General features: G+C 44.0%; 20 protein-coding genes and 1 tRNA gene. 9 read left to right on the top strand and 12 right to left on the bottom strand.

Translation table 11 applies throughout. From position 1 onward, the window contains the following. Positions 1–254: 254 nt before the first annotated feature. Positions 255–1,226 carry a DUF5106 domain-containing protein gene (locus tag U2P89_RS02755; protein WP_322190556.1) on the bottom strand — a complete coding sequence of 324 codons (972 nt, stop codon included), beginning with the start codon at positions 1,224–1,226 and terminating at the stop codon, positions 255–257. A gap of 161 nt (positions 1,227–1,387) precedes the next feature. On the opposite strand from U2P89_RS02755, the gene U2P89_RS02760 reads away from it, so the two are divergent. Together U2P89_RS02760 and U2P89_RS02765 are read left to right on the top strand one after the other, a co-directional pair. After that, complete coding sequence (locus tag U2P89_RS02760; RefSeq protein ID WP_322190557.1) at positions 1,388–3,238, top strand: DNA polymerase III subunit gamma/tau; 1,851 nt, start codon at positions 1,388–1,390, stop codon at positions 3,236–3,238. 100 nt (positions 3,239–3,338) lie between these two features. Continuing rightward, positions 3,339–3,971 carry a M15 family metallopeptidase gene (locus U2P89_RS02765; RefSeq protein ID WP_232001478.1) on the top strand — a complete coding sequence of 211 codons (633 nt, stop codon included), beginning with the start codon at positions 3,339–3,341 and terminating at the stop codon, positions 3,969–3,971. Positions 3,972–3,985: 14 nt separating this feature from the next. Here the strand turns inward: U2P89_RS02765 and U2P89_RS02770 are convergent, their stop codons facing one another. Together U2P89_RS02770 and U2P89_RS02775 are read right to left on the bottom strand one after the other, a co-directional pair. Next, a complete protein-coding gene (locus U2P89_RS02770) occupies positions 3,986–5,524 on the bottom strand; it encodes a YifB family Mg chelatase-like AAA ATPase (protein WP_322190558.1) in 1,539 nt (512 codons plus the stop codon). Between the two features lie 22 nt (positions 5,525–5,546). Next, on the bottom strand, positions 5,547–6,683 hold the full coding sequence (locus U2P89_RS02775; RefSeq protein WP_076931862.1) for a TlpA family protein disulfide reductase: 1,137 nt from the start codon (positions 6,681–6,683) through the stop codon (positions 5,547–5,549). A gap of 282 nt (positions 6,684–6,965) precedes the next feature. Between U2P89_RS02775 and U2P89_RS02780 the strand changes: the two genes are divergently transcribed. Further along, positions 6,966–7,955 carry a glycosyltransferase gene (locus U2P89_RS02780; protein ID WP_091908338.1) on the top strand — a complete coding sequence of 330 codons (990 nt, stop codon included), beginning with the start codon at positions 6,966–6,968 and terminating at the stop codon, positions 7,953–7,955. Positions 7,956–8,145: 190 nt separating this feature from the next. Here the strand turns inward: U2P89_RS02780 and upp are convergent, their stop codons facing one another. Further along, positions 8,146–8,805, bottom strand: a complete 660-nt coding sequence (gene upp / locus U2P89_RS02785; RefSeq protein WP_091908340.1) for a uracil phosphoribosyltransferase — start codon at positions 8,803–8,805, stop codon at positions 8,146–8,148. A 370-nt stretch (positions 8,806–9,175) separates the two neighbouring features. Between upp and pckA the strand changes: the two genes are divergently transcribed. Beyond that, positions 9,176–10,768, top strand: coding sequence for a phosphoenolpyruvate carboxykinase (ATP) (gene pckA / locus U2P89_RS02790; RefSeq protein WP_091908385.1), 1,593 nt, complete (start codon positions 9,176–9,178; stop codon positions 10,766–10,768). A gap of 147 nt (positions 10,769–10,915) precedes the next feature. Here the strand turns inward: pckA and U2P89_RS02795 are convergent, their stop codons facing one another. Together U2P89_RS02795 and U2P89_RS02800 are read right to left on the bottom strand one after the other, a co-directional pair. Next, on the bottom strand, positions 10,916–11,713 hold the full coding sequence (locus U2P89_RS02795; protein ID WP_091908342.1) for a 3-keto-disaccharide hydrolase: 798 nt from the start codon (positions 11,711–11,713) through the stop codon (positions 10,916–10,918). Positions 11,714–11,772: 59 nt separating this feature from the next. Continuing rightward, entirely contained in the window at positions 11,773–12,336 is a 564-nt protein-coding gene (locus U2P89_RS02800; RefSeq protein WP_313379658.1) for a DUF4256 domain-containing protein, read from the bottom strand. Between the two features lie 744 nt (positions 12,337–13,080). Here U2P89_RS02800 and U2P89_RS02805 point away from each other — a divergent pair. The 3 genes from U2P89_RS02805 to U2P89_RS15220 all read left to right on the top strand — a co-directional run bounded on the left by U2P89_RS02805 (position 13,081) and on the right by U2P89_RS15220 (position 14,355). After that, positions 13,081–13,422 (top strand): hypothetical protein, encoded by a 342-nt coding sequence (locus U2P89_RS02805; RefSeq protein WP_139233427.1) that lies wholly within the window; start codon positions 13,081–13,083, stop codon positions 13,420–13,422. Between the two features lie 65 nt (positions 13,423–13,487). Beyond that, positions 13,488–13,922 (top strand): M23 family metallopeptidase, encoded by a 435-nt coding sequence (locus U2P89_RS02810; protein WP_175533492.1) that lies wholly within the window; start codon positions 13,488–13,490, stop codon positions 13,920–13,922. Beyond that, complete coding sequence (locus U2P89_RS15220) at positions 13,915–14,355, top strand: bactofilin family protein (protein ID WP_416188606.1); 441 nt, start codon at positions 13,915–13,917, stop codon at positions 14,353–14,355. The genes U2P89_RS02810 and U2P89_RS15220 overlap by 8 nt, the downstream gene beginning before the upstream one ends. Here the strand turns inward: U2P89_RS15220 and U2P89_RS02815 are convergent. Beyond that, positions 14,318–14,389: transfer RNA gene (locus tag U2P89_RS02815), tRNA-Arg, on the bottom strand. The genes U2P89_RS15220 and U2P89_RS02815 overlap by 38 nt on opposite strands. A gap of 142 nt (positions 14,390–14,531) precedes the next feature. Here U2P89_RS02815 and U2P89_RS02820 point away from each other — a divergent pair. Together U2P89_RS02820 and U2P89_RS02825 are read left to right on the top strand one after the other, a co-directional pair. Then, a complete protein-coding gene (locus U2P89_RS02820; RefSeq protein ID WP_019538294.1) occupies positions 14,532–15,032 on the top strand; it encodes a flavodoxin in 501 nt (166 codons plus the stop codon). Between the two features lie 224 nt (positions 15,033–15,256). After that, complete coding sequence (locus tag U2P89_RS02825) at positions 15,257–16,237, top strand: hypothetical protein (RefSeq protein WP_322190560.1); 981 nt, start codon at positions 15,257–15,259, stop codon at positions 16,235–16,237. 223 nt (positions 16,238–16,460) lie between these two features. Here the strand turns inward: U2P89_RS02825 and U2P89_RS02830 are convergent, their stop codons facing one another. The 5 genes from U2P89_RS02830 to U2P89_RS02850 are packed head-to-tail and all read right to left on the bottom strand — an operon-like array spanning position 16,461 to position 24,291. Further along, entirely contained in the window at positions 16,461–17,729 is a 1,269-nt protein-coding gene (locus U2P89_RS02830) for a hypothetical protein (protein WP_322190561.1), read from the bottom strand. A 31-nt stretch (positions 17,730–17,760) separates the two neighbouring features. Next, positions 17,761–18,960 carry a fimbrillin family protein gene (locus U2P89_RS02835; RefSeq protein ID WP_322190562.1) on the bottom strand — a complete coding sequence of 400 codons (1,200 nt, stop codon included), beginning with the start codon at positions 18,958–18,960 and terminating at the stop codon, positions 17,761–17,763. Between the two features lie 13 nt (positions 18,961–18,973). Further along, complete coding sequence (locus U2P89_RS02840; protein WP_322190563.1) at positions 18,974–20,971, bottom strand: fimbrillin family protein; 1,998 nt, start codon at positions 20,969–20,971, stop codon at positions 18,974–18,976. A gap of 18 nt (positions 20,972–20,989) precedes the next feature. After that, the gene (locus U2P89_RS02845; protein WP_322190564.1) at positions 20,990–23,164 is read right to left on the bottom strand and encodes a fimbrillin family protein; all 2,175 of its coding nucleotides are present in this window, start codon (positions 23,162–23,164) and stop codon (positions 20,990–20,992) included. A 17-nt stretch (positions 23,165–23,181) separates the two neighbouring features. Then, on the bottom strand, positions 23,182–24,291 hold the full coding sequence (locus U2P89_RS02850; RefSeq protein ID WP_322190565.1) for a fimbrillin family protein: 1,110 nt from the start codon (positions 24,289–24,291) through the stop codon (positions 23,182–23,184). Positions 24,292–24,303: the final 12 nt, after the last annotated feature.

Below are 24,303 nucleotides of genomic sequence, written 5' to 3' on the forward strand. Positions count from 1 at the left end.
TAGTACTCAGATAAAGCCACTGCTTCACGCAGTAAACTAAATCCATTAACTTTAATGACTTTTCGCTAAAAGTCTCATTTTTAGGATGGCAAAAGTACGCTACTTTTTCTTATCAGGAAACTATTTCGCTAAAAAAAATGCTTCTGAATGTTAATTTTAACCCTTATGAAACGACAACACACTTACAAACAAACACTTACGAAAACAGGAAAGGATATATTAAGGAGATAGATATCAATCTGCACACAGCACCATCAATGAACAGCAAAGAAAGACTCAATCGCCTCTATGGAAGTGTCCTTAAGAATTACTTTTTTATCCTTACTCAACAGGTAAAGGGAGGGAAATGCTCTTATATCATACAATCTTTTCGTCATAATTTCCCCGCTTTTATCATATGCATAGATCCATTGCAGAGGCATTTCAGGAAGATGTGCACTCCATTCTGCATAATCATTATCCGGCGAAAGCGCAAGAATGGTAATCATAGTACGCGACGGGCTGTTCATAGACAATGCATCTCTCAACTCTTTAGACTCTTTGAGGCGCTCTGTCACTGCCGCACAGGTAGAACAACCCGGATTGGTAAACATCAGCAATGTATATTCGCTCTTCAGGTCATACAAACGGAAAGATTGTCCCGATGAGACCGTATAAGTAAAATCATTGGCGCTCTCCCCAACACGGTTTTTCCGAGCCATTTCCTGTTGAAACCCATATCGCGAACGTCTCTCTTCGGTTAATAGCGGAGAGTTTACCACCTCCTGCAATACGGGTAGATAGTACTCCTCATTACGAAAAGGGGAGTTGGGATCGTAGAGATATTTCTCGAACAACTCAGTGAAATGCACATACATCATTGTGTCGGCCTCCGCCTTCTGTAATGCATACCGAAGTGAAGCATCAGCATTTTCTTTTGGTACATACCCCAGGATATTGATATAATCTACAAAAGCCTGCTCGGTAATTTCCGGCCGCCGGATCAGGTTTCGGTCAGCAAAATCAAACCTGTCCCAGTAATGCATTACTAAATATCCGGCTCTTTCTTCAGGCTCTTTCATGATTTCAGGGATCTGTGGCAAGACAAACGTATCCGGCACGATAGTTTGTACCGGTATCTGTTTTTCTTCAACGGGTTCTGTCTGCGCTTTTTTACTCGACAGACAGGAGAAACCGGTTATCAACATCGACCCGGCCAAAGCTATGATTGAAAGATTATGTTTCATTATTCATATGTTCTACACTCCAAAATTACAAGAATTTATTCTTAAAACCGCATATATAGATAAAAATACCATTTTACCGAATAGGGAAAGATAGAAAATAACCGGCAGATAAGTTAAGAATATTTTCACTACATTTGTACTTTACTATTGTTCATAAAGCTATGGATACATTTGTTGTTTCCGCAAGAAAATACAGACCCTCTACATTCAAATCGGTTGTGGGGCAGGAGGCCCTTACCACCACTTTGAAGAATGCAATTGCCGGTAATAAACTGGCACATGCCTACCTGTTTAGCGGCCCCCGGGGTGTCGGGAAGACTACTTGTGCCCGCATTTTCGCGAAAACAATTAATTGTCTTAACCCTGCTGCCGACCATGAGGCGTGTAACCAATGTGAATCGTGTGTGGCATTCAATGAACAGCGTTCTTATAATATCCACGAATTGGATGCGGCCTCCAATAATGGTGTGGACGATATCCGGAACCTGATCGACCAGGTACGTGTCCCTCCCCAGATAGGAAGATATAAAGTATATATCATCGATGAGGTGCATATGCTCTCGCAAGCGGCCTTCAACTCTTTCCTGAAAACATTGGAAGAACCGCCGGCGCACGCTATCTTCATTCTCGCCACCACGGAGAAGCAGAAGATTATCCCTACCATCCTGTCCCGTTGCCAGGTGTATGATTTCAACCGTATCACTATTGCCGATACGGTTGCGCACCTGCAATATGTGGCGGACCAGGAAGGAGTAATAACTGAACCCGAAGCACTGAATATTATCGCCCAGAAAGCAGATGGCGGAATGCGTGACGCACTTTCCATCTTTGATCAGACAGTAAGTTATACCGGTGGGAATATCACCTATCAAGCTGTGATCGAAAATCTGAATGTACTCGATTATGAATACTATTTCAGATTATCCGACGCTATTCTCGACGGGAATGTGGTGGAATGTTTGCTGATATTGAACGACATCCTAAACAGGGGATTTGAAGGACAATATATCATCAGTGGCATCTCCAACCATTTCCGGGACTTATTGGTATGCAAAGACGCGGCAACTGCACAGTTATTCCAGGTGGGAGCATCCATCCGTGAGCGATATGTCACAATGGCCCAAAAGTGCAGCAATCAGTTCTTGTACCAAGCTATTGAAATATCAAATGAATGTGACCTGAACTACCGGCTTAGCAAAAATAAACGGCTTTTGTTAGAATTATCGCTGATACGGCTATGTCAACTATCCAATCGGGATGATGCTTCCGGAATGAAAACGGAAAAAAAAAGAACTATTGAACCAATAGTATCGAAAGAGAAGCCGGCACAAACAGATACCGAGCAGGAGAAGGCGCCCGAAACGGAAAAAATTACAGAAAAAGAAAAGGTTACAGAAAGAGAGACTACCACTCAAGGGAATCCATATTCGGAAAAAGAGAATGATTCCGGGAAAAAAAATATCTCCGGAACAGACAATGATGGGCAGAAACCGGCGGCAAGCAGCATACGTAAGCCTGCCGAAGCTGCCGTATCATTGAAAAAGAAAACAGTCTCACTCTCAGGAATGGGTGTATCGCTCTCCTCTATCACCAGCAAAAAAGAAGAAGAAAACTCTTCCCCAGGATCTGAGGCACAGCAGCAGAATGGTAAAAACCTTTTCACCGAAAGTGAACTGGTGAATGCCTGGAAAGATTATGCTGACAGCCTGAACGAAGAGAAGCTTCTCAAGAATACAATGACGCTCTATCACCCCAGGATGCTGAGCGATACCCTGTTCGAAGTGGAAGTAAACACGGAACTCAACAAGCAATATCTCACCGACCATAGCATTGCCCTTCTCTCTTTCCTGAGGGAAAAATTGAGAAATGACGACATCACCATGACCATCAGGATCGCGGAGACAAATGCCATCAAGAAGCCACTCACTTCACGTGAGATATTCGATGAGATGGTACAACAAAATCCTTCACTGCAAAAACTTTCCGACGAGTTTGGACTGGAACTGAGTTAAAATGAAAACCATTCTTACCCTTTTTTGGTTATTTTTTGTTTTTTATTCATGTACAGAACATAAAAGTGACAAACGAGCGTCGACAAGTGACGAAAACCCGGTGACAAAATCCGGACTACCCTCCGAAATTACCGATACAACCTCGCACTATTGGCTTCACGATGATGTGGAAACATCTGAGACAATACCTGTTGGAAATGACACAATAATTGATGCTGCCTACACCTTTGAAGAGGCTATTTCCGGTACCAAAGCCCCCCGGAGCATTATTGACCAATTAACTCTTTTCGATGTAACATATCTCTCTACCGACGGGCGTATCCACCGCGGACAAATACTTTCCAACAAAATAATAGAAGAAGAGATCAAGAAGATCTTCAGGTTTATGCTCGACAAGGAGTTCGTCATCGAAAAGGCAATCCCTATTGTGAAATACAACTGGAACGACAGTTTGTCGATGGATGACAACAACAGCTACAGTTTCTGTTACCGCGACATCACCTACTCAAAGCATGCGGCAGGAATGGCTATTGACATCAATCCCCGCTTCAACCCTTTACGATGGAAGGGAGAAGAACGGCCCAACAAACCGGAAGGAGCAGTACGGGATACCACCGTGAACGGTACCCTCTATCCCGGCCATCCGGTAGTGGAAGAGTTCAGGAAACTCGGGTTCCGATGGGGGCATACCTTTACAAGATTCTATGATGACCATCATTTTGAGAAAAGGTGAAAAGGTGGGACACCTTACAATGCCCAATTCGCCCTGTCTAAATTCCGGTAGTTAATTGCCTCCGCCAGATGAGATGGCTGTACCTGTTCACTCCCCTCGAGATCAGCAATGGTACGGGACACCTTCAATATGCGGTCGTAGGCACGGGCTGAGAGGTTGAGCCTTTCCATTGCTGCCCTTAACAATTGCATTCCTCTCTGGTCGGGAGAAGCATATTCACGTAACATCCTACCGTTCATCTGTGCATTACAAAAGATTCCTTTCCTGTTTTTAAACCGGTGCAACTGTATCTCCCTTGCTCTCACGACTCTCTTACGTATATCAGCACTACGTTCTGCGGGGACAGGGTCGGATATTTTTTCGAAGGGAACCGGCACAATTTCTATCTGAATATCGATCCTGTCCAGAAGTGGCCCCGAAATCTTATTGAGATATTTCTGTACTGCTCCGGGAGGACATATACACTCCTTATCCGGATGATTATGATAGCCACAGGGACAGGGATTCATTGCTGCGACCAGCATAAATCCGGCAGGATAGTCCACAGTGAATTTGGCACGGGAAATGGTGATCTTACGATCTTCTAACGGTTGTCGCATCACTTCCAGCACATTCCTGCTGAATTCAGGCAGTTCATCCAGAAATAAAATTCCATTATGCGCCAGACTTATCTCGCCGGGCTGGGGATATGACCCTCCACCCACCATCGCCACATCACTGATGGTATGATGAGGAGAGCGAAAGGGACGGGCGGTCATAAGCGACCTGTCCAGATCAGTTTTACCGGCCACACTATGTATCTTTGTAGTCTCCAGTGCCTCTTCCAACGAAAAAGGAGGCAGGATAGAGGACATTCGTTTTGCCATCATCGACTTTCCCGAACCCGGAGTACCAATAAGAATCACGTTATGCCCTCCGGCGGCAGCTACTTCTAACGCCCGCTTCACGTTTTCCTGCCCCTTCACATCTGAAAAATCGAGTTCGAAAGAAGAGCGTCCCTCCAGAAACTCACGTTGCAGATCGATCTTTGTTGGGCATAGCTCCTGTTCTCCATTAAAGAAAGCGGCGACCTCACGGATATTATTCACTCCATAAACATCCAATCCCTCCACCACAGCGGCCTCCTTTGCATTCGCCACCGGCAGGACAAACCCTTTGAAACCTTTCTCCCTTGCCATCAGCGCAATGGGTAACGCTCCCCTCAAAGGAAGAATGGTTCCGTCGAGCGACAATTCACCCATTATCAGATAATCACCCAACCTGGCACGGGAAACCGATCCGGAAGCAGCGAGGATGCCGACGGCAAGTGGCAGGTCATACGCCGACCCCTCCTTCCGGATATCCGCAGGAGACATATTGATAACAATCTGTTGACGTGGAAATTTCAGCCCGTTTACTTCGACGGCTGATACGATACGTTCATGGCTTTCTTTCACAGAGGCATCCGGCAGGCCTACCAGCATAAACCTAATCCCTCTCGAACAGTTAACTTCAATGGTAATGAGCGTTGCATCGATACCCTGTACAGCCGCTCCAAACAACTTGACCAGCATGTCACCAAGCCTTTTCTTACACTTAATCTTCGGTAGAATTTCTGATTGCATTCACTACTCCCTGAGCGGGAATATTGCGTACTTTGATATTGCCGTCGGGAGCGATCAGAATATTAAATGGTATATATTGCACATTGTACGCGTCTACAATATCCGATCCCCAACTCCTTTTCTCGGGAACCACACTCCAGGGAATAGAATCATTTTCCACATATTCCACGGGATAAATATCGGAATCGATATATACAGTAAGGAACTCCACACTGTCCCTATTGACTTCCCGGTATGCCTCTTTCAGCAAATCGATTGTCTCACGCGATTCAATCCCTGCGGTAGAAACAAAAGAAAGCAGCAGATATTTTCCTTTGAATTGGTGAGAATAGATACTATTCCCTTCTTTGTCTTTGAGTATAAAATAGGGCATCTGCACACCTTCGCCCGAGCGGTTGATCCTTTCAGAATAGGATCTGAGCCGGGCAGCATACTGAGTATTGGTCACATCTCCCTGCAGATATCCCAATACCCGTTCCAGTGCCTGAGGATTATCGCTATTTATAAAAAAATTATTGATGAGGATAAGACTGGAAAATTTGCCGGGATTTTTCTCGATAAATTCTTCCGCCTGTGATATCAATTCATGATTGAGCAATTGCAATCTGGCAATCTCATCATGGCGGGACATCGGCTTATTGAGGATAGTATCAACGTGGGATTCCCTGCTCAGGTTAAGCAACAACTGCCCCCGTTGCGCAAGCAATTCACGGTTTTGCGTCTTGAACAGCGTCAGATCGTTATTGATCTCATTACCGGTCACTTCAATAAGATCCGGCAACAAAGCATCACCCTTCACCTTCAAAGATTGTCCTTTGTCTGCAAAAACAACTGCAACACTCTCATAATTGTTCAGATAGAGTGAAAAAGTGGTAAGCGTATCGATTTGGTTTCTGTAATTGAATTTTCCTTTTGTGTCTACATTGATTGTATCGATGGCCAGTGTATCTGCAGAAAGCCAGGTAACCAAGATATAGGGATTTTCTAAATTCGAAATCTCCCCCTTGATTAAAACCTCCTCTCCATTTTTACATGATAGGACGCAATATAAAACAAGTATGTAAGTAACTATTTTACAAAATCTTACCATACGATAACAATCTCTCATTAACCATCGTTATTGATATCTTGTTCCTTCTCCCGCAACATATCAAAAAAACAATATTTATTGGAAAGGACAAAGATATTCTTTTTTTTTAAATATTCAATGATTTTCACATTTATTTAACATTTTTTTGTTTTTAGACTGAAATAGCCCGATCCATCACCAGGATAAGCAGCATATCTTTTATGCTGGGAAGATGAAAAAAGATGATTGATACAAGAAATAAACGCTTTGATCATATGAAATAAAATAACTAGCTTTGTGCTGATTAAATGGGTAAATTTTATGTTTTTTTCAATTATCATACCTCTTTATAATCGTCCTGATGAGGTGGATGAACTTCTCGAAAGCCTTTGCAAACAGACAGACAAGCAATTTGAAGTAGTGGTTGTTGAGGATGGGTCTACCCGGAAGAGCGATACCGTGGTGAAGAAATACCGTGACAAACTGGATATCATCTATTTCGAAAAACCCAATTCAGGTCCCGGCCTCACCAGAAATGCAGGAGCGGCGGGTGCAAAGTATGATTACCTTATCTTCTTCGATTCAGATTGCATCATTCCGCCGAATTATATCGAAACCGTTTCACATTTTCTTGAAGACCATTGGGTGGACGCTTACGGGGGTCCGGATGCGGCACTGCCCTCTTTTACCATCACACAAAAGGCGATCAATTATTCCATGACCTCATTTTTTACGACAGGTGGTATCCGCGGCGGGAAAAAGTCGATGGAAAAATTCAATCCCAGAAGTTTTAACCTGGGGGTATCCCAAAAAGCATTTGAGGCCATAGGCGGTTATGGAGCCATGCGATTCGGGGAAGATATCGATTTTAGCTTACGCCTGCTGAAAAACGGGTTCCAAACCGCACTTATTCCCGGCGCTTTCGTGTATCATAAACGCAGGAGCACTTTCAGGCAATTCTTTAAACAGGTATATAATTCAGGTATTGCACGTATCAACCTGCATCTTATTCACCCGGGTTCACTCAAGGCAGTACATCTGTTACCTTCCCTTTTTGTGGTAGGGATAACATTCAGCCTTCTTTTATCACTTTTGTATACCCCGTTTTTGCTTATCCCATTGGTTTACTCCCTGTTGGTTTTTATCGATTCGTTTATAAAAAACAGCTCGTTCGAAGTGGCACTTTACAGTGTTATTGCGGCCTGGGTTCAAATCACAGGATATGGCACGGGATTCCTGTCTGCCGTATGGAGACGGCTGATCCTCAAAAAAGGTGAATTCAAAGCCTTTGAAAAAAAATTCTATGATTAAGAAACTGTTTTGAATTTTTTCATCCATTGTTTTTTAGCAATTTTTTGATGGATTTGGATTTTCATTTATTGAAATGTAGCGGGCTACTTGAAAGAAATGAAAATTCAAAGGCGCGAAAAAGGGCAAAAAACAAGATGAAAGAGTGGAAAAATAAGTGTAATATAATTTCTCGTAAAGTTCAAAACAGTTTCTAAATCTTCTGCCCGTAAGCGAGATCTCCTGCATCTCCAATACCCGGTACGATATAGGAAGACTCATTCAAATCGGGATCGATAGCCGCAGCCCAAATCGTTGTTTTATCTTCAGGAAAATTGGCCTTGCAATAATCAATTGCCTGTCTGCTGGCAATGATCGTAGCAATATGGATTTGTGCCGGGGTTCCTTTGGTAAGCAGTGCCCTGTAGGTCAAATCCATACTACTTCCTGTTGCCAGCATAGGGTCGGCCAGGATCAAGGTTTTCCCCTCTATGGAAGGTGATGCGATGTATTCGATATGGATGTCGAACGACTGATGGCCTGTCTCCTTGTATTTTCTGTAAGCAGATACAAAAGCATTTTCCGCCCCGTCGAAATAATTCAATATGCCATGATGGAACGGGAGTCCCGCCCTAAGGATAGTAGCAATAACAACATCCTCATCCGGAATGCTCACTTCCACCACATCAAGCGGTGTATTTACCTCAATTTTCTCATACTGGAATCCTTTACTGATTTCGTAAGCCATAATCTCACCGATACGTTCTATGTTTCGGCGGAACCGGAGCCGGTCGTTCTGAATGGTAATATCCCTTATTTCACGGATAAAAGAGTTAAGTAGAGAATTACTGTCCGAAAAGTTGTATACTTCCATTGTTATAAATTAGTTTTATCTCTTCCAGCTTGTCACGATGTAAAACAAATATCTTCCAATTCCCGCCATGACATAGCATAAGCAAACTTAACCTCTGCTCACTTGGCTTAACGGAATAGTTCCGCAACCGACTGGATGAAGTAATGATTTCCGGAAAACAAAGGTAATGATTTTCTCTGCTTAGCTAAACTTTTGATATGAATTTTTTGTTTTAAAAAAGATGTGCTGATAAAAAAACAGCCAATTAAAGAAAAATTTCTTTAATTATTTTCCTGTTTGAAAGAATTTGTATATTTTTGTATGCCAGTTTTTAGGTTGGTCTGCATGCAAGTTTTATTCATTCATAATATTAAACCCTAATTTTATCAAAATGGCAAATTTAGATTTGAGCAAGTATGGCATTACGGGCGATTTTGAAGTCGTTCATAATCCTTCCTACGAGACGCTTTACCAGGATGAAATGAATCCGGCGAACGAAGGTTTCGAGAGAGCTAAATTAACGAAGAGCGGCGCTACTGCCGTTTACACCGGCAAATTCACCGGCCGTTCTCCCAAAGATAAATTCATCGTTGAAGATGACATCACAAGAGACACACTGTGGTGGGATGGCACTATTAACCGTCCTTGTACCCGTGAAGCATTCGACTACTGCAAGGGATTGGTAGCCAACCGGCTTTCCAAAGCGAAAAAACTGTATGTAGTGGACACTTTCTGCGGCACCAACGCCGACACACGTATGAAAGTACGTTTCGTGATGGAAGTTGCCTGGCAGGCCCACTTCGTAACCAATATGTTTATCCGTCCGTCACACTACGAACTGGCCAACTACGGTGAGCCCGATTTCGTATGTTTGAACGGTTCCAAAGTAACCAACGACAAATGGCAAGAGCAAGGTCTGAACTCTGAGAACTTCACGTTGTTCGACCTTACCCAGAGAATGCAGGTGATCGGTGGTACCTGGTACGGTGGTGAAATGAAAAAAGGTATGTTCGCCTTGATGAACTACTACCTGCCATTGAAAGGTATTGCTTCGATGCACTGCTCTGCCAACGTAGGTGAAGATGGTGACGTGGCTATCTTCTTCGGTCTTTCCGGAACAGGGAAAACCACTTTGTCTGCCGACCCGAAACGTTACCTGATCGGTGACGACGAGCACGGATGGGATGATCACGGCGTATTCAACTACGAAGGTGGTTGCTATGCAAAGGTGATCAACCTGAGCGAACAAAACGAGCCGGACATCTGGCGCGCTATCCGTCGCGACGCCCTTTTGGAAAATGTAACTGTGGATGACGAAGGCAATATCGATTTCGCTGACGGTTCTACTACCGAAAATACCCGCGTATCGTATCCTATCTACCACATCAGCAAGATCGTCCTTCCGTCACGTGCCGGCCACGCCAACAAGATCATCTACCTGTCGGCTGACGCATTCGGCGTATTGCCTCCGGTATCTATCCTCGACGACAACCAGGCACAGTACCACTTCCTCTGCGGATTTACTTCCAAGCTGGCAGGTACCGAGCGTGGTATCACCGAGCCGCAGCCTTCGTTCTCTCCCGCTTTCGGAGAAGCGTTCCTCACGCTGCATCCCACCATGTATGCAAAAACATTGGTTGAAAAGATGAATCAGCACAACGCCAAAGCATATCTGGTAAATACCGGTTGGAACGGAACAGGGAAACGTATCTCCCTGAAAGATACTCGTGCCATCATCGATGCCATTATCGACGGTTCAATTGAAAAGGCAGAAAAGGTACATATTCCTATCATGAACCTGACGGCTCCTGCAAAACTGGAAGGTGTTTCTGACATCCTCGACCCGCGTAACACTTACGCCGATAAGAGCGAATGGGAAGCAAAAGCCAAGAAACTGGCCGCCATGTATATTGAAAACTTCAAGCAATATTGCGACAACGATGCTGCCATAGCATTGATCCCTTCAGGACCGCAATTAGACTAACAAGTTAGATAAATTCGCTTAACGTTAGTTTTCACAATAAACCCGTTGAGTATCATTCATAAAAAACCCGCCTCACATCTGCGAAGCGGGTTTTTATTTTTACAGTAATCCATCACCGTTGAGGCTATGGAAGGGCTGTGTATATTTTTACTCCTCCAGCACCATGATCTCCACTTTCCTGAAATCGATAGGATGTCCTTCGCTCTGCAGGGAGATAGTGCCACCGCTCAGCATTTTGTCACCACCATTCAGCTCAACCAACTTGGGATAGGTTGCGTCCCGTTCGTCTAATTGTGGTTGCGAGTACTGAAGCACGGTATCACCATTAATGATATGCTTTATCACATCGTCACCCCTTACCTCTACTTCGGCAGTGATCCAATCTTCGCCATAAAAATATCCGGTAGATGAGTTGATGCAATGATCCAAGGTCAACTTTCCATCCATCACAATATTGGTTCCGGGGGTACACACATTCATGTTGGTACGCTCCACCAAGGAATCACTGCCAAGTAACTGCACCTCGATGGAAGTAGGAAAATCCTGGTCTTTGTCCATCGATTCAGGCGTCTGCCCATGAATCATGATCCCGCTGTTCTTATATGCCCAGCCGGGCGCACCGGGGCATTGGTCACCTACAATACGGTATTCCACACGTAACCGGTAGTGTGAGAACTGATCTTTGTAGAATAGATGCCCGAAACGGTTATCGAATGAATCGTATCCTCCATCGTAGCGTACTTTGATCATCCCATCCTCTACCCGGAAGGTATTTCCAAAATTATCCCCCATTTCATATCCGGTGATCTTTGGCGTCCATCCGGTCAGGTCTTTACCGTTAAAAAGCTGTACCCATTCGGCTTCGCCCGCCTTTTTCGCGTTACAGGAAACTAAAGATACAATTGCAACAACACTAAAAAAGAAAAATAATTTGCTATACTTCATGATTGTGAGCGGTTTAAATTAAATCAATAACAAGGAACAAAGATAATCATTTTTTAACTTTACACCTCTAAAACAGCGCGAAATCCTCTGGCCGCATAATAAGACTCGGCACCATTATGATAGATAAAAACCCGCCCATACCGCCGGTCCCCAAATAATCCACCGCCCAACTTCCTGACATCCTGAGGTGCCACGATCCAACTTGAGGTTTTGGTATCGAACTCTCCTAACCGCTGCAAGGCATGGTACTGCTCCTCCGTCAGCAGCGCTATTCCCATCTCCGAGGCCATCCCGATAGCACTGTGCCGGGGTTTATGCTCTTTTCTTGATGCCAATGCCTCGGGATCATAGCATACACTCCTTCGGCCTTTCGGACTTTCAGGCGAACAATCACAAAAGATGTACTTGTCAAGCTGTTTGTCATATCCTATCACATCGGGTTCTCCTCCGGTCCCCTCCATCTCGTTGAGTGACCATAACTTTTCCGGATACTCTTCAAGCCGGTTTTGTATCTTGCCCCAGTCAAGACCTTCGTGCCGATTCATATTCTTCTCAAACCGACTCCGCAAGGAAGCCAGCAACGCGTTTGCCTGTTCTTCAGGCAATACTTTCTTATCTTGCATCTTATTTCCCATAAAGTTTATATTGATTGTCCAATAAATCCAGATTATTTGAACCGCATACTCCTAGATTACTGGCTCTGCGATTGCTTAACGAAATAGTCTCATTCGCCCTATCGGGAATCTCTCCGCTATCTTTCTGTAACTGAGAGTCTCTATTATTCAGATTTAAACAACTCTGCCGGTGATTATGTTTTGAGACTCCATTCTTAATCGTTTTATCACTTTCATTTTATTGTTTTTCAAGTTTCAAAGGGCCTCTGCTTTAGTTGTACACATCTCAAATCCACACACATAAGTTAAATTATTTTTTATTTTAATAACATTATTAAAGTAAATTTATAGTTAAAAATATCACTTATCGATTTTTTTATATGCTGCCACAGTATACACGATAAACATCTGATTTTAAGCCTATTTGATCTTTTGTCCTGCACAGGCTAAAGTATGGCAATTCTTCTGCATCCTGTTGGAACGAAAAATTTTACGAAACAATCATACGGTTTAACTTAAAAATCGACAGAAAACATCGATTAAAAAATCGTAAATAAAATATTATTTAAATATTTATTGCTACTTTTGTTTTACTGTCAGGTAATTTTTTTAATAAACTTAATACCGTGCAATAAAATATTCACGGCATTAAAGACAAACACAATTCACTTATAATCAATACGTTTAAATATAGATAAATATTTTTTACCGATTGTTTTACCATAACTCACTTAAAACTGGTAAAGTTTAGCAATGAAACATAAGACCTCAGTTCTAATTGTTAATTCCAGGGAGAAGACAAGCAAAGTCCGTCAGGTACCCACCCACATCATTGTCCACTGGCGGAAATACGCGGCATTTCTCTCATTGCTTATCATCTCCTTTATCCTGGTTTCCGGTTTCCTGATCTATCAGAACACCAGTCGGGTTTATCAGGAAAGGCTGGACAGGGCCAATTATATCCGGAGCCGGATCGATCTACACAAAGCCCTCACCGCTTTTGCGTCCATTGATTCAGGGATGTACCGCATCAACTCATTCCTTCAGGACAGGGGGTTGGAAAAGTTGAAAATGGACAATATGGGGGGGGAATAAGCGCTGAATTTGACATCACAAATATCAACGAATTTGCCGATTTTTATCAAAAGCAGGTACTGGGATTGGAGGAAACATTAAATTCGGTACCGATAGGCAAACCATTTGACGGAAAAATAAGTTCAGGATATGGGTATCGCCGTAACCCGTTCACAGGAAGAAGTACGGAATTTCATGGCGGCATAGATTTTAAAGGCCAGGTGGGTGACAGCATTAAAACCACGGGTTGCGGGATAGTCACTTTTGCCGGATATAAAAGCGGATACGGTAGATGCGTGATCATTGAACACGATAAAAACCTCCAAACGCTGTATGCACACCTCTGGCAAATCCATGTGAAGAAAGGTGATTATGTGCAGAGCGGGCAATTTATCGGATTGATGGGCAGTTCCGGAAGGAGTACGGGGCCGCATTTACACTATGAAATTATTTATGACAGGAAGAGGATCAACCCTAAAAAATACATAAGTCTTGATGATGAGGAAGAAATTTATGGCTAAAGAAGAAAGAAAAAAGGATGTCGGGGTTTCAAAGTTGGATTCCCTTCCTATCACCACCGTCGTAGGTAACGATATGAGTTTCAAAGGGGATATTCATGGAGACGGCATTATCCGGATCGACGGCAAAGTGGAAGGAAACATATCGTCAAAACAAGGCATTATCCTGGGGGAAAAAGCAAATGTGGAAGGTTCTTTGGAAAGCGACAATGTCATTATCTTCGGACACATCAAAGGCTCTATCAAAAGCAAAGAACTTATTTTAAAAACTACCGGATCGGTCCAAGGCGATATCGTTTCCGATTTTTTGGAAGTAGAAATGGGCAGCAAGTACGATGGATCCCTGAAAATCGGACAACGCGAAGTGCACGACGATGGCAAACAGGGCAAAGTAAAAGTAGCTCCGCCGGGAATCGAACCCGGATCTACGGTTTAGGAAACCGCTATTCTATCCATTGAACTACAGAGCCGAATAGAAGTGCAAAAATAATATTTTTCCCGTTATCTACAAAAGAAAGAGGAACGAGAAAAAATATTTGCATCTCACGCCGACAAACAATTTCCTTTTTAAGTTGTTATTCAATAGATCAAAAGTTGAATATCACAAAAATTATGAATAAAATAGCGATTCTATACGGTTCATCGGGTGGGAACGCAGAATCTGTGGCAAGGCAGGTGCAGGACCTGTTCGACGGAAATGCCGACTTATACAATGTGGAGTATGTCTCCATTGATGAAATAAAAGATTATCCCTATTTTGTGGTAGGGACTTCCACTACAGGGATAGGAGACCTGCAGGACGACTGGGACGGATTTCTCCCAAGTTTTGCCGGAATGGATTTCACCGGAAAAAAGGTAGCCATCTTCGCACTGGGCGACAGCGCTTCTTACTCGACCAGTTTTGCCGAATCGATGAAAGTGGTCTACGACGAATTAAGCGATAAAGCCGAAATTGTAGGCCGGGTTCCGGATGAAGGGTATACCTACGACGAGTCTACCGCCGTAATCGACGGTTTGTGGGTAGGACTTCCCATCGATGAGGATAACGAGTACGATATGACTGAAGAACGCCTCGCTAAATGGGTCGAAACTTTGAAAGAAGAATTCGTGTAGTGGGTGGATGTTCCATCGTGATTGATTATTGGATAACCTTGAATAAATTTTCAGTGAAAGGAGCTGGTTGAGAGATTAAATTGCATATATTTGTGTGACGATTGAGGAACGGCCTTCTTAAGGAAACGGTTGAGGTGCGTAATAACACGATAGTCAGAAAGTTGACGGGCAAGGTAGTCCTGAACAATAATTCATGCGATTGAAGTGAAAAACAAATAATCATAATGGCAGTATCAAAACGATTTATTTTACTGACAGCCTTGATAGTGGTCTTGTCGGTAAGTTGTTATGGCGTTGAAATCGAACCGAGCTTAACACTGGACAAAATTGCGCAGGCATCCGAGAAAACGTCAGTCAACACAAATCCTACTCGTTTGGGGCAAACGGATGCAGACGAGATCACCAACCTTTTGCTAGCGGCCTTTGCCGCCCTGGGAACAGTGCTTACCTGGCAGGCCATTCGCAGGGAATCAAAACAGCAACAAATTAAGCGCACATTTCAGTCTAAAATCCTGTCCGACCTGATACGGCACATGTACCGGAATAAGGTATGTATCTGTGCAACACACCGGAAGCTCCAAGAAGAAGGATTTGACAGGTATTATCCGTCGGAAGAACACCTGTTAAAGTTAAAACTCCTACCGGAAGACCTGCGTTTCGACCGTTTCGACAATACCCCTGATTTTTATGATATCCTGCATGAACTGGAACTGAAGTTCAGGAATTTCAATATTGAAGTAGACGTTTCATTAGAACATCTGAAACAGCAAAATATAGATGAGAAAACCAAAATACGGGATCTGGAAGTACTCGAATTCAAATCCCAGTTGCTGACAAGCGACATTATCAACCTGATGCATACCCTGAAACTTCCTATTGTGGAAGAAGAGAATAAAAGCCCCGGGAAAAGCACCCTGAGATACATTCCCATGGAAAGCGGCAGTACCGATCAAAATGGCTTGCGGAAGAAGTTCCATGCGGAGATTCCCTTGGAGTATATTGAAAATGTGAGGAAATTCCTGGCATCCAAGTCTGCCCGTTATTCGAAGTTGCATCCGGCAGAGCTTCCTTCAAAACCTTGCCGTCCGGATCACAGGAATGAGAGAACAGGCTACTTCGACGATGTCCTGCAACTTTCCGAATATTTAGACAATGACATCAAAGGTGAATACCCGAAAATTCACTTGATTGAATTCCGGGCCTGATTTCCCTCCAGGAAAAAGGCAAAAAACACATTTATATCATATATTCCAACTCATTGGTATTGTTCTATTGATGAATTGGTTTTGGCAGGCTCCTCTGCTCATTTATTCTAAAACCGGGATAATAAGGAAGAGAAGCTGTCCCAAAATACTTGAAGCAGCCTCTCTTGCTTGACCTGCCTTCTAAACGAGCGGAATAAACCACTTATATTCTTTGATTAGATCTCTAAGGATAAAGGGTATTAATTATTGTCTCCAAATCGATATAGATTTTTTCTGTATTGCCCAATATTATGGGATTGTCCAACTTGTATAGATTCCAATCCTCCATAGTGGGATCTGACCCTTTAAAAATATGGGTAATAATGCGTCCGTCGGGTTTGATAGTACATTCACCATCATTATTGAAGTTGATTTCCTGCAATTTGGGCGTGCCATTCAAAGAGCCGTCTTCCGTCAACTGATTATCGTAATAGAAATAATAAGTCTCATTTTTCGGACCTTTAAACGTTGGATAAGCCGTGACCGCCACATACTCTCCCAAAACCGGCTCACCGGTGACCCAATTAATGACAGACACGGGAGATATTGTCATCTCTTTTGGAGATAAGGTGAAGCAATAGCAATTATTGCTTCCGAGTGCTCCGGTTATACCCAAGTTCACCTTATGCTTATATTCGATCGGCAGTAGAAGATCATTACCAACGGTCTCATACTCTACAATGATCTCTGTTGCAGCAGGTGTATCTTCGGGAAGTATCAGCATATATTCCAGTACGCCCGCGGCTCTTAAACTATATGGCGTATAATCCGTTCCTCCTACCTTTACCTTAACCGTTACCTCATTGATATCCTCGCGTACAATGTCTTGGAATTTGAAATTAAGCATCGCCCGTTGATGGCTCAATTGGACAGATAGTTTCTTGCCAAACGATTCTGTGGCATTTCCCGGAAGCACCGATTTCGCCCTGTGCAATATATCCTGAGCTATCAGTTGCTCTTCTGTAGATTGATCAGTTGCAACTGCGGCATCTTTTGTGCTTGGATACAACCACGCCTCCACATGCGGCTTGAAATAGTTGGGGAAAAGGAGCTGCTTGTCTGGAGATGGTTTCCAAGTATTGTTCGTGTCATCATACACACCTGCGGTAAAGGAAGCAGCGTCATATGGTGTTCCATCAACACTTCCGGATGCGTTTCCATTATACAGGGAAAAGTCCAACTTCCAGTCTTCCCGAATATTATTACTGCCAAGGAAAAAAAAACTACTAGTAGGGTCTTCATTCGTATTCACGGCATAATCAATGCCAGCTACTGTTGCCCTGGTAGTAGCTGCGGTTCCTGATGAAAGGTCTACACCCCCCAATTGCAATGCGACACCATCGATCTCCACCATATCGCTGTTGACTTCAATATTGTCATTCTTGTCGCATCCCGCCACATTGAAGCCCAATATAAGGACAACTGCGTATATATATAAAGTTTTATGTTTCATTTTTATTCCTGTTTATAAGATTATCCCGTTATCAGTTAAACACATTCGTCCCATCAGAATAAGTGACCTTATCAGCATTGGAAAATTGATTCTTGTAATTGTTCAACGTAGAAATATTCAGATAACGATCTCCCTCTGCCTTTATCCTGTCGGATACTTCTATATCATTCACGATGTCGAATGTACGAGTACTCCAATCCGATTGCAACTCCCCATTCAGGTCTCCGGTCAGCAACCATGATACGGTTACCAATTGTGCGATAGTACTTATCTCATAGCGCTCTGTTTCTTCATTCAATACCGGAAGCTGGAAGGGCACACCCACGTGATCCCCATCGGGTTGAGGGAATCCGGCTATAGAGATAGTTGCCATCAAATCATAACCTTCGGGAGTAAGGGTGACCAAGTAATCGTGATTTTTTTGTAACTCAATATGCGTGCTATTAGGGATATACATAATCCCTTCGTAGTCATTATCGGTAGTTCCTTCAGCACCCACTTTCACCAATCCAATTTCCATTCTCTTTCCGTCATTTATGCCTGGGCCAAAGACAACTCCGGCCGGCACAATCACTTCGGCATTGAGGGTTCCCGTCCCTTCACAGTACGCCCAAAAACCGACTTGCCGCTCTCCTTGTCCATCATCAAGATCAACATTTTCAAGTTCAAAAAGGAGTGATTTGATGATTAATCCACTGGCATTTTGCCCTGCAAGACGGAAAGTGATCTTACTTTGTTCATGTTCGAAAACCAATGGAACGGGATCTGCCGTAGGCATGATATTGGCCTCGGTGACATGGGCAGTAAGGCGGTTGGCAAGTTTGAACTGATCCAAGTCGCGTTGATCGGTAATAACCGCGCCCCTGTTCTCAAACGACGGCCAAAAAGCTTTCAATTCAGAAATAAAAGTCTGGTCAGCAGGAAAAAAGAAACCCTGACCTTGAGCCTTTTCGGCAAAAGTACCATTATTATAAGTATAGGGATACGAAACAAATTCGCTTCCCGTCCTGCTTGTCTTGATCTGGACAGTAATATCGTTCCCGTTCTCGAAAAACGGTATATTTCCTGCGGCGCGAACTTCCACTTTGTTCCTATCTGCCACGGAAGGAAGCAATGTTAATTGTTGTCCTTCCCCCACAGGAAGAGGATCGTTGACATCGTTTTGGCACGAACCCAAAGAGACCACCCCTCCAAAGATCAACAGCGAATATATCAATGATTTTATCTTCATAATCAAATTCTTATTATTGTAAACGAGACTCCCACACTAAAGTAGGATAGTTGGAAGGAGTACTTCCCATATTTCCCCAATAGTTATCCAAAAAGCTGTTGGCTTTCGGCCATTCGTCACTAGTACCCCAGGAAGGCCATTCGGAAGCGCCGAATTTTTTTACCCCATCCACCGTATTACCTTTCAAGGTTTTAGTAAAGCTATCAGCAACTCCTGTCCCTGCCGGTACAGGATCTACCACATTGGTGAATCCTTGTGCCACCTCCACGGGATCAGTGTCCGGAGGAGTTGGTTGCACATACCCTTCTGCCGATGAGGTTGTATAACTACGCGATATGGAACCTCCATTGACCAGGCCGGCAAAGGCTCCAACCCATACTTTCTCGTAAGCGTTGGGATCCACATCTTTATTCACCTCAATGCTGCCTTCAGATACATAAGAATCTTTTATCTCTCCCTTATAATTCTGGTCATCACCAACCATTCCTGCGAGGCCACCCACAATCACGTTCTCTCCCATGACTTTAATCGTGGGTTGTGAAACCTTACAGCCCTGCACGCTACTGGTTCCTTGACCAGTATCTTCTTTCAAGAGTTCGGCCAATAGAGCCTGGATCACCGACTCGGGGAGCCCGGGGGGAAGACTTTCTCTTAAATTATTTTCAATAGCTTGTATTCGGGCTGCCTCCTCTTCTGGAGTCAAAGCCCTGTTCAGCTGCCCTACCAGTCCCCCTATGTTAAGAGTCTGATTGGGATCAGTATTCTCTACCTCAATCTCCGGACTCTCCAAATGCAGGTTCTTGATGACGCTGCTGCCGGTAACACTTCCAAACAAGCCAACATTCCCGTCAACCGGCACTTGGGTTATTTTCATATTTTTTACCGCATGGCCTCCACCATCGTAGGTACCGGAAAAATTTACCGGGGTCCAGTCGCCTTTATCTGTCAAATCTATATCACACACTTGGTATCCCCCACTCCCACCGGCCAAAGTGGATGCATCATATATCAGGTTATCGGAAGTGGGAATAAACATCTCACCGGTTGTTAAATTGTATCCGTAACGATATACGTTACCCTCCCGTATCTCCAAGTCCTCAGGGAAAAACAAAGTCAACTTATCACTTTGAAGCAATACATCCCCTTTTTTGAAGGTATTGTCGTAGTGGTTAGGATTGTCGCCATGATGGGGATTATCGGTTCCCTTTTGCTCATTATTTTTCCATATATAGGAGGTAAATCGTTGCACATGCATTCCACTGGAGGTGGGACTCGGCGCAGAGCCGTAGGGTTGCTCAATGATATCCACCCAATTCTCCCTCTTATCCTCACCGCTGCCGGCATCCTGTGGATCTATAGACGGCACTATCTTCACTACTCCATCTGTCTTTGTCGTAGCATCAGGAAATAGGTCCGGATCGTCAGACACCAATACCACCTGTATTTTCACTGTTTGCTGAGGCACCAAATGCAATCTTACAAGATAAGCATTGGTAGGATTCACATTAGTTTGTGCCCGGTATGGGATATAATACTGGTAAGAATAATCGTTCTCGGTGATGGGATATCTTTTCTCATCATCTTTCGAAGTGAATGTATAATCGTCAGCCGCACTATTATAAGGATAAAAAGCCACAATAGTCATCCGGTCGTAAATATAAATATCACTCCCATCTACCGGCACGATTTTACCGTCCTTCACTTCACACTCCAAGTTACGCACATAGGGTTTCGTAAGAATATCAGCTTTATAATCATCTTCATAATAGATATACAATCCGATATTCTTTTTGTCGTCACCATTTGTGGGATGCGTTCCCTCGCTGATACTTCCGGCTCCCCCTAATTCGGCAAGACGGGTTCCGGGCGTTACGATATCTCCCACGTATAGGTTTAGCAAGGTCCCCTCGGCAGCAGGTTCGGAATTGTTTACCACCTCATCCGAACAGCCATACAGGATCACCGACAAAAGGGCCACACACACATACGTGATATATTTCATAGTCTTCATATCTCTTTCGTTATTAAATTAAGGATTCGGTACTGCTATTGGCCAAGAGAACCTATTCTCATCCAGTTCGTACTTCCAAGCAGAAGAACCCAATGCGCTATTTAATTTATCAATCGTATTGTTACTACGAATTACCGAAGAAGCCAAATCGGCACTTTCTCCATCTACTGCATATTCAGGGTTATTGCCTACGGCCAATTCCGCACTGACAGCCTGGTCTTTTCTGGCTGTACCGGTCAACCAAAATCCGGTGACGACAACAGGCTGGGAAGTACCGGCTACCGAAGTGCCGATGATTCCACCCAAGACATTGGCACTCTTATCGAGCATTCCCGTATTGAGACAGGCGGTAACAGCGCCTCCACTGGAATTCTTATTTTCACCGACAATACCTCCTACGGCTCCAGAAGAATCACCGAATACGTTTCCGCTATTCACCGAAGCGATGATTGTACCGCCAGCCTCATTTGTCCCCGCAATACCACCGGCAACCATTTGTCCTGAGGCAGCCTGCACGTTGGCCTGGTTGGCTACCGCCTCTATCGTACCGGAGTTGGATTGACAGATCGCCCCGATAGCTCCGGAGCCGTTTCCTGTTATCTCTCCCGACGCGATACGGAAATGTTTCAAGATTCCCTTATTTTCGGTGAAAAGGCCGTTACCAGTGATGTACAGGTTTAAAATATCGAATCCTTTACCGTCCAACACTGAATTTTCGGGAAATGCCTGAGGAACGATCTCCACTGAAACACCATTCATATCAAGGTCTCTCATCACTTCATATTTCGCACCGTCAGGTTTAGCGGCATCGTTGAGCATCAGTGCAAATTGCAAGGGAGTGGAAATTTCCAATATATCACCCCTTTTCTTCATTCCATATCTGCCCAGATTGTCCACCGCAAGCTCTGTATCACCGGAAGGAGTGATCGTGACATCTTTTGCCAATAGTCCGTCTTTAGTATATAAATCGGCCGTGAGTTTGCCCCCTAACGTTGAGAGGTTTGGGGGTAATGAAACAAAATCTACATTGTAACCAGATCCATCCAACTCTGCCTTACCGATATATTGATATACCTTTCCATCCGTATGTTCGTACTTCAGTAACATCTTGGAGATATCACCACTATCATAGTAATCAGTGGAGAGTGAGATAATTTTCGGTTCGTAACCCCATTCGGTATCACCCGGTTTAACATCCCAAGGTTTCACGGTCACTTCTATCGAAGTAATCTTCAACCGATTGATTTTAAACACCAAGTCATAAGCAAGACCCGGTTTAAGAATAAAATCGGTTTCGACTCCCGTACTCCCTAATTTAGCTTTTGAGAATTTCAATGCCACCAAGTCTTCTGTTGTGGCCACATAGTCATCAATTTTCAGATAGGAAAATATCTGCCCTGAATATGTGGTCAAGTTCATGCCGTTTGGCACCAGATAGTGAGTGGTAGGGGTTGTCGTGATATTTGAAAAACTATAGTCCCCATTTGGACTATTTGTTGCATAACCCTCACTATTTCCACCGGTAAATATGTTGTAAGTGCCTTTATTAGCAATAGGTGCCGTATTTCCGGAACGGTAGAAATTCATTGTCACGCTCTGCGGTTTCGTTTCTTCCACATCACCTGCCACCTCTATCCTCACATCCACCCGGGTCATCAGGTGCTTGTAGGTGATGTACTCGACCGGAACATCCGACTTGCCGGATTTCAGTGTAGTCCCATCGGCTTCGGTCCCTACGCCCAACAGATAGTCATTATTGATACCTGTACCGGAAGTCAGGGTGATATTTCCATTTTCACTTATCGTCGATCCTGTATAAGAAAACAAATTAATCGCTTTCTTACCGAGAGGATAATAGACAGTACCATCCAGCTTATTCCGGCCTTGGTCTGTTGTATTTTTCGCACCAATAAAGATTTCCTGGTTTAGCAAGTAGTTTGATACCGGCGCGGCGACTGTCCTTGCGGACAGGTAAAACTGCACCCCGGAATAGGCATCCAATGGATACCCTGTAGTGATCAACTCCCCATAACCTGGGTCATCAGCATCACCCAACGACCTCAGCATTCCATTCAGTTGTACCGGCACATCTCCTTCCGCAGGCGGGTTTTCCACCGGAAAGTCGGAAGTACAACCAACGATGGTTCCGCCTATGAGGAGTGCCGTCATATATTTATAGAATTGTTTCAACATATTCTTTATCCTTTATATCATTCAATCGTAACGGTACTTTCACCTTTATAATCCCATTCCACCAATTGTCCTTCAAGAATGACATCTATATCGGGATCCGGAATAGGCACATATTTCACCTTAATGGTCAGCAACGTGGTTTTTCCCATTTCGAGTTTGGCGCCTACCCCACTGGAGACCTCAAACTCTGTGATTTTAGCCTCTCTCAAGACTTCATTGACAACAGTGTTGGTAGTTGGGTGTAGTTCCTGAATCTTGATCGACACATAACTCTTTTCCTCCGTACCCGGCAGCAAGAAACAGTTTGTATAAGTGGGAAGTGTCGCCGTCAGTGTTATTAACGAACTGATGTGAGTACGCACTATCTCTTTAGGACCTGTCGCATCCAGGTTCGTCCATGCTTTGGGAGATGTTGTCTGAAGTAAATCGAACTCCCCGTTTTTCACCTCCGTCAATACTTTCAGCTCCGCAATCCTCAACCGGTTCGGATTGGGGAAATTCGCGGCCGGAATATCATTTCCATCTTTATCCACCAACTTCACCTGTATATCGAGCTTTGCCATGGCATGCTGAAATTCCCCTAAGCTGATGGCTTTATCTGTTGCCTCCTTTGCCGATTCTTTGTTATACGGACCAACCGGCTCGGTATAAAGAAAATCGGGAAAAGAATTTGCATTGGCTGTAACCTTTAATGTGTTGGTTCCGGCCACTCGCTCTACCCGGCTATCACCATTAGTCCCATAATATGGACTGTAGGCCACGAAAGCCAGGTATTCGGCGGGATTGAACGGCCAATATTGGGCAGGAGAAAAAGCGACCTCTTTCTCTCCGTTCAATGTTGTATTTGTACCGCTTGCCTTTACATGATCGAGATAGTAATCGAACCAATCGACGGATGTAAGAGGGGTTGTTTCATCCGTATTTGCGGCGACCACCCCAATGGTTCTTCCATCGATCGTCTCCGCCCTTGTCTGCACATCTACCGATACCGGAAGGGAAGACGCGGAGAGGGTGATTGGCACCTTCTCCGTCTCCGTGCCGGGGATATCGACGGCCTCTTTGTCGCAACTCGCAAAAATGAGCAGCGAACAAAGTGCCGCCATATATATAGAATATTTTCTTTTCATCTCTAACATCTT

The sequence above is a fragment of the Proteiniphilum sp. genome, assembly GCF_034331125.1.
Lineage (GTDB): Bacteria > Bacteroidota > Bacteroidia > Bacteroidales > Dysgonomonadaceae > Proteiniphilum > Proteiniphilum saccharofermentans.

What these genes read in the sequence shown, in the direction of transcription:
- U2P89_RS02835 (WP_322190562.1), bottom strand. Translation starts at nt 18,960, where the DNA reads ATGAAGATAAAATCATTGATATATTCGCTGTTGATCTTTGGAGGGGTG.
- U2P89_RS02840 (WP_322190563.1), bottom strand. Translation starts at nt 20,971, where the DNA reads ATGAAGACTATGAAATATATCACGTATGTGTGTGTGGCCCTTTTGTCG.
- U2P89_RS02795 (WP_091908342.1), bottom strand. Translation starts at nt 11,713, where the DNA reads ATGAAGTATAGCAAATTATTTTTCTTTTTTAGTGTTGTTGCAATTGTA.
- U2P89_RS02830 (WP_322190561.1), bottom strand. Translation starts at nt 17,729, where the DNA reads ATGAAACATAAAACTTTATATATATACGCAGTTGTCCTTATATTGGGC.
- U2P89_RS02755 (WP_322190556.1), bottom strand. Translation starts at nt 1,226, where the DNA reads ATGAAACATAATCTTTCAATCATAGCTTTGGCCGGGTCGATGTTGATA.
- U2P89_RS02760 (WP_322190557.1), top strand. Translation starts at nt 1,388, where the DNA reads ATGGATACATTTGTTGTTTCCGCAAGAAAATACAGACCCTCTACATTC.
- U2P89_RS02780 (WP_091908338.1), top strand. Translation starts at nt 6,966, where the DNA reads ATGTTTTTTTCAATTATCATACCTCTTTATAATCGTCCTGATGAGGTG.
- U2P89_RS02825 (WP_322190560.1), top strand. Translation starts at nt 15,257, where the DNA reads ATGGCAGTATCAAAACGATTTATTTTACTGACAGCCTTGATAGTGGTC.
- U2P89_RS02850 (WP_322190565.1), bottom strand. Translation starts at nt 24,291, where the DNA reads ATGAAAAGAAAATATTCTATATATATGGCGGCACTTTGTTCGCTGCTC.
- U2P89_RS15220 (WP_416188606.1), top strand. Translation starts at nt 13,915, where the DNA reads ATGGCTAAAGAAGAAAGAAAAAAGGATGTCGGGGTTTCAAAGTTGGAT.
- U2P89_RS02845 (WP_322190564.1), bottom strand. Translation starts at nt 23,164, where the DNA reads ATGTTGAAACAATTCTATAAATATATGACGGCACTCCTCATAGGCGGA.
- U2P89_RS02820 (WP_019538294.1), top strand. Translation starts at nt 14,532, where the DNA reads ATGAATAAAATAGCGATTCTATACGGTTCATCGGGTGGGAACGCAGAA.
- U2P89_RS02775 (WP_076931862.1), bottom strand. Translation starts at nt 6,683, where the DNA reads ATGAGAGATTGTTATCGTATGGTAAGATTTTGTAAAATAGTTACTTAC.
- U2P89_RS02770 (WP_322190558.1), bottom strand. Translation starts at nt 5,524, where the DNA reads ATGCTGGTCAAGTTGTTTGGAGCGGCTGTACAGGGTATCGATGCAACG.
- U2P89_RS02800 (WP_313379658.1), bottom strand. Translation starts at nt 12,336, where the DNA reads ATGCAAGATAAGAAAGTATTGCCTGAAGAACAGGCAAACGCGTTGCTG.
- pckA (WP_091908385.1), top strand. Translation starts at nt 9,176, where the DNA reads ATGGCAAATTTAGATTTGAGCAAGTATGGCATTACGGGCGATTTTGAA.
- upp (WP_091908340.1), bottom strand. Translation starts at nt 8,805, where the DNA reads ATGGAAGTATACAACTTTTCGGACAGTAATTCTCTACTTAACTCTTTT.
- U2P89_RS02805 (WP_139233427.1), top strand. Translation starts at nt 13,081, where the DNA reads ATGAAACATAAGACCTCAGTTCTAATTGTTAATTCCAGGGAGAAGACA.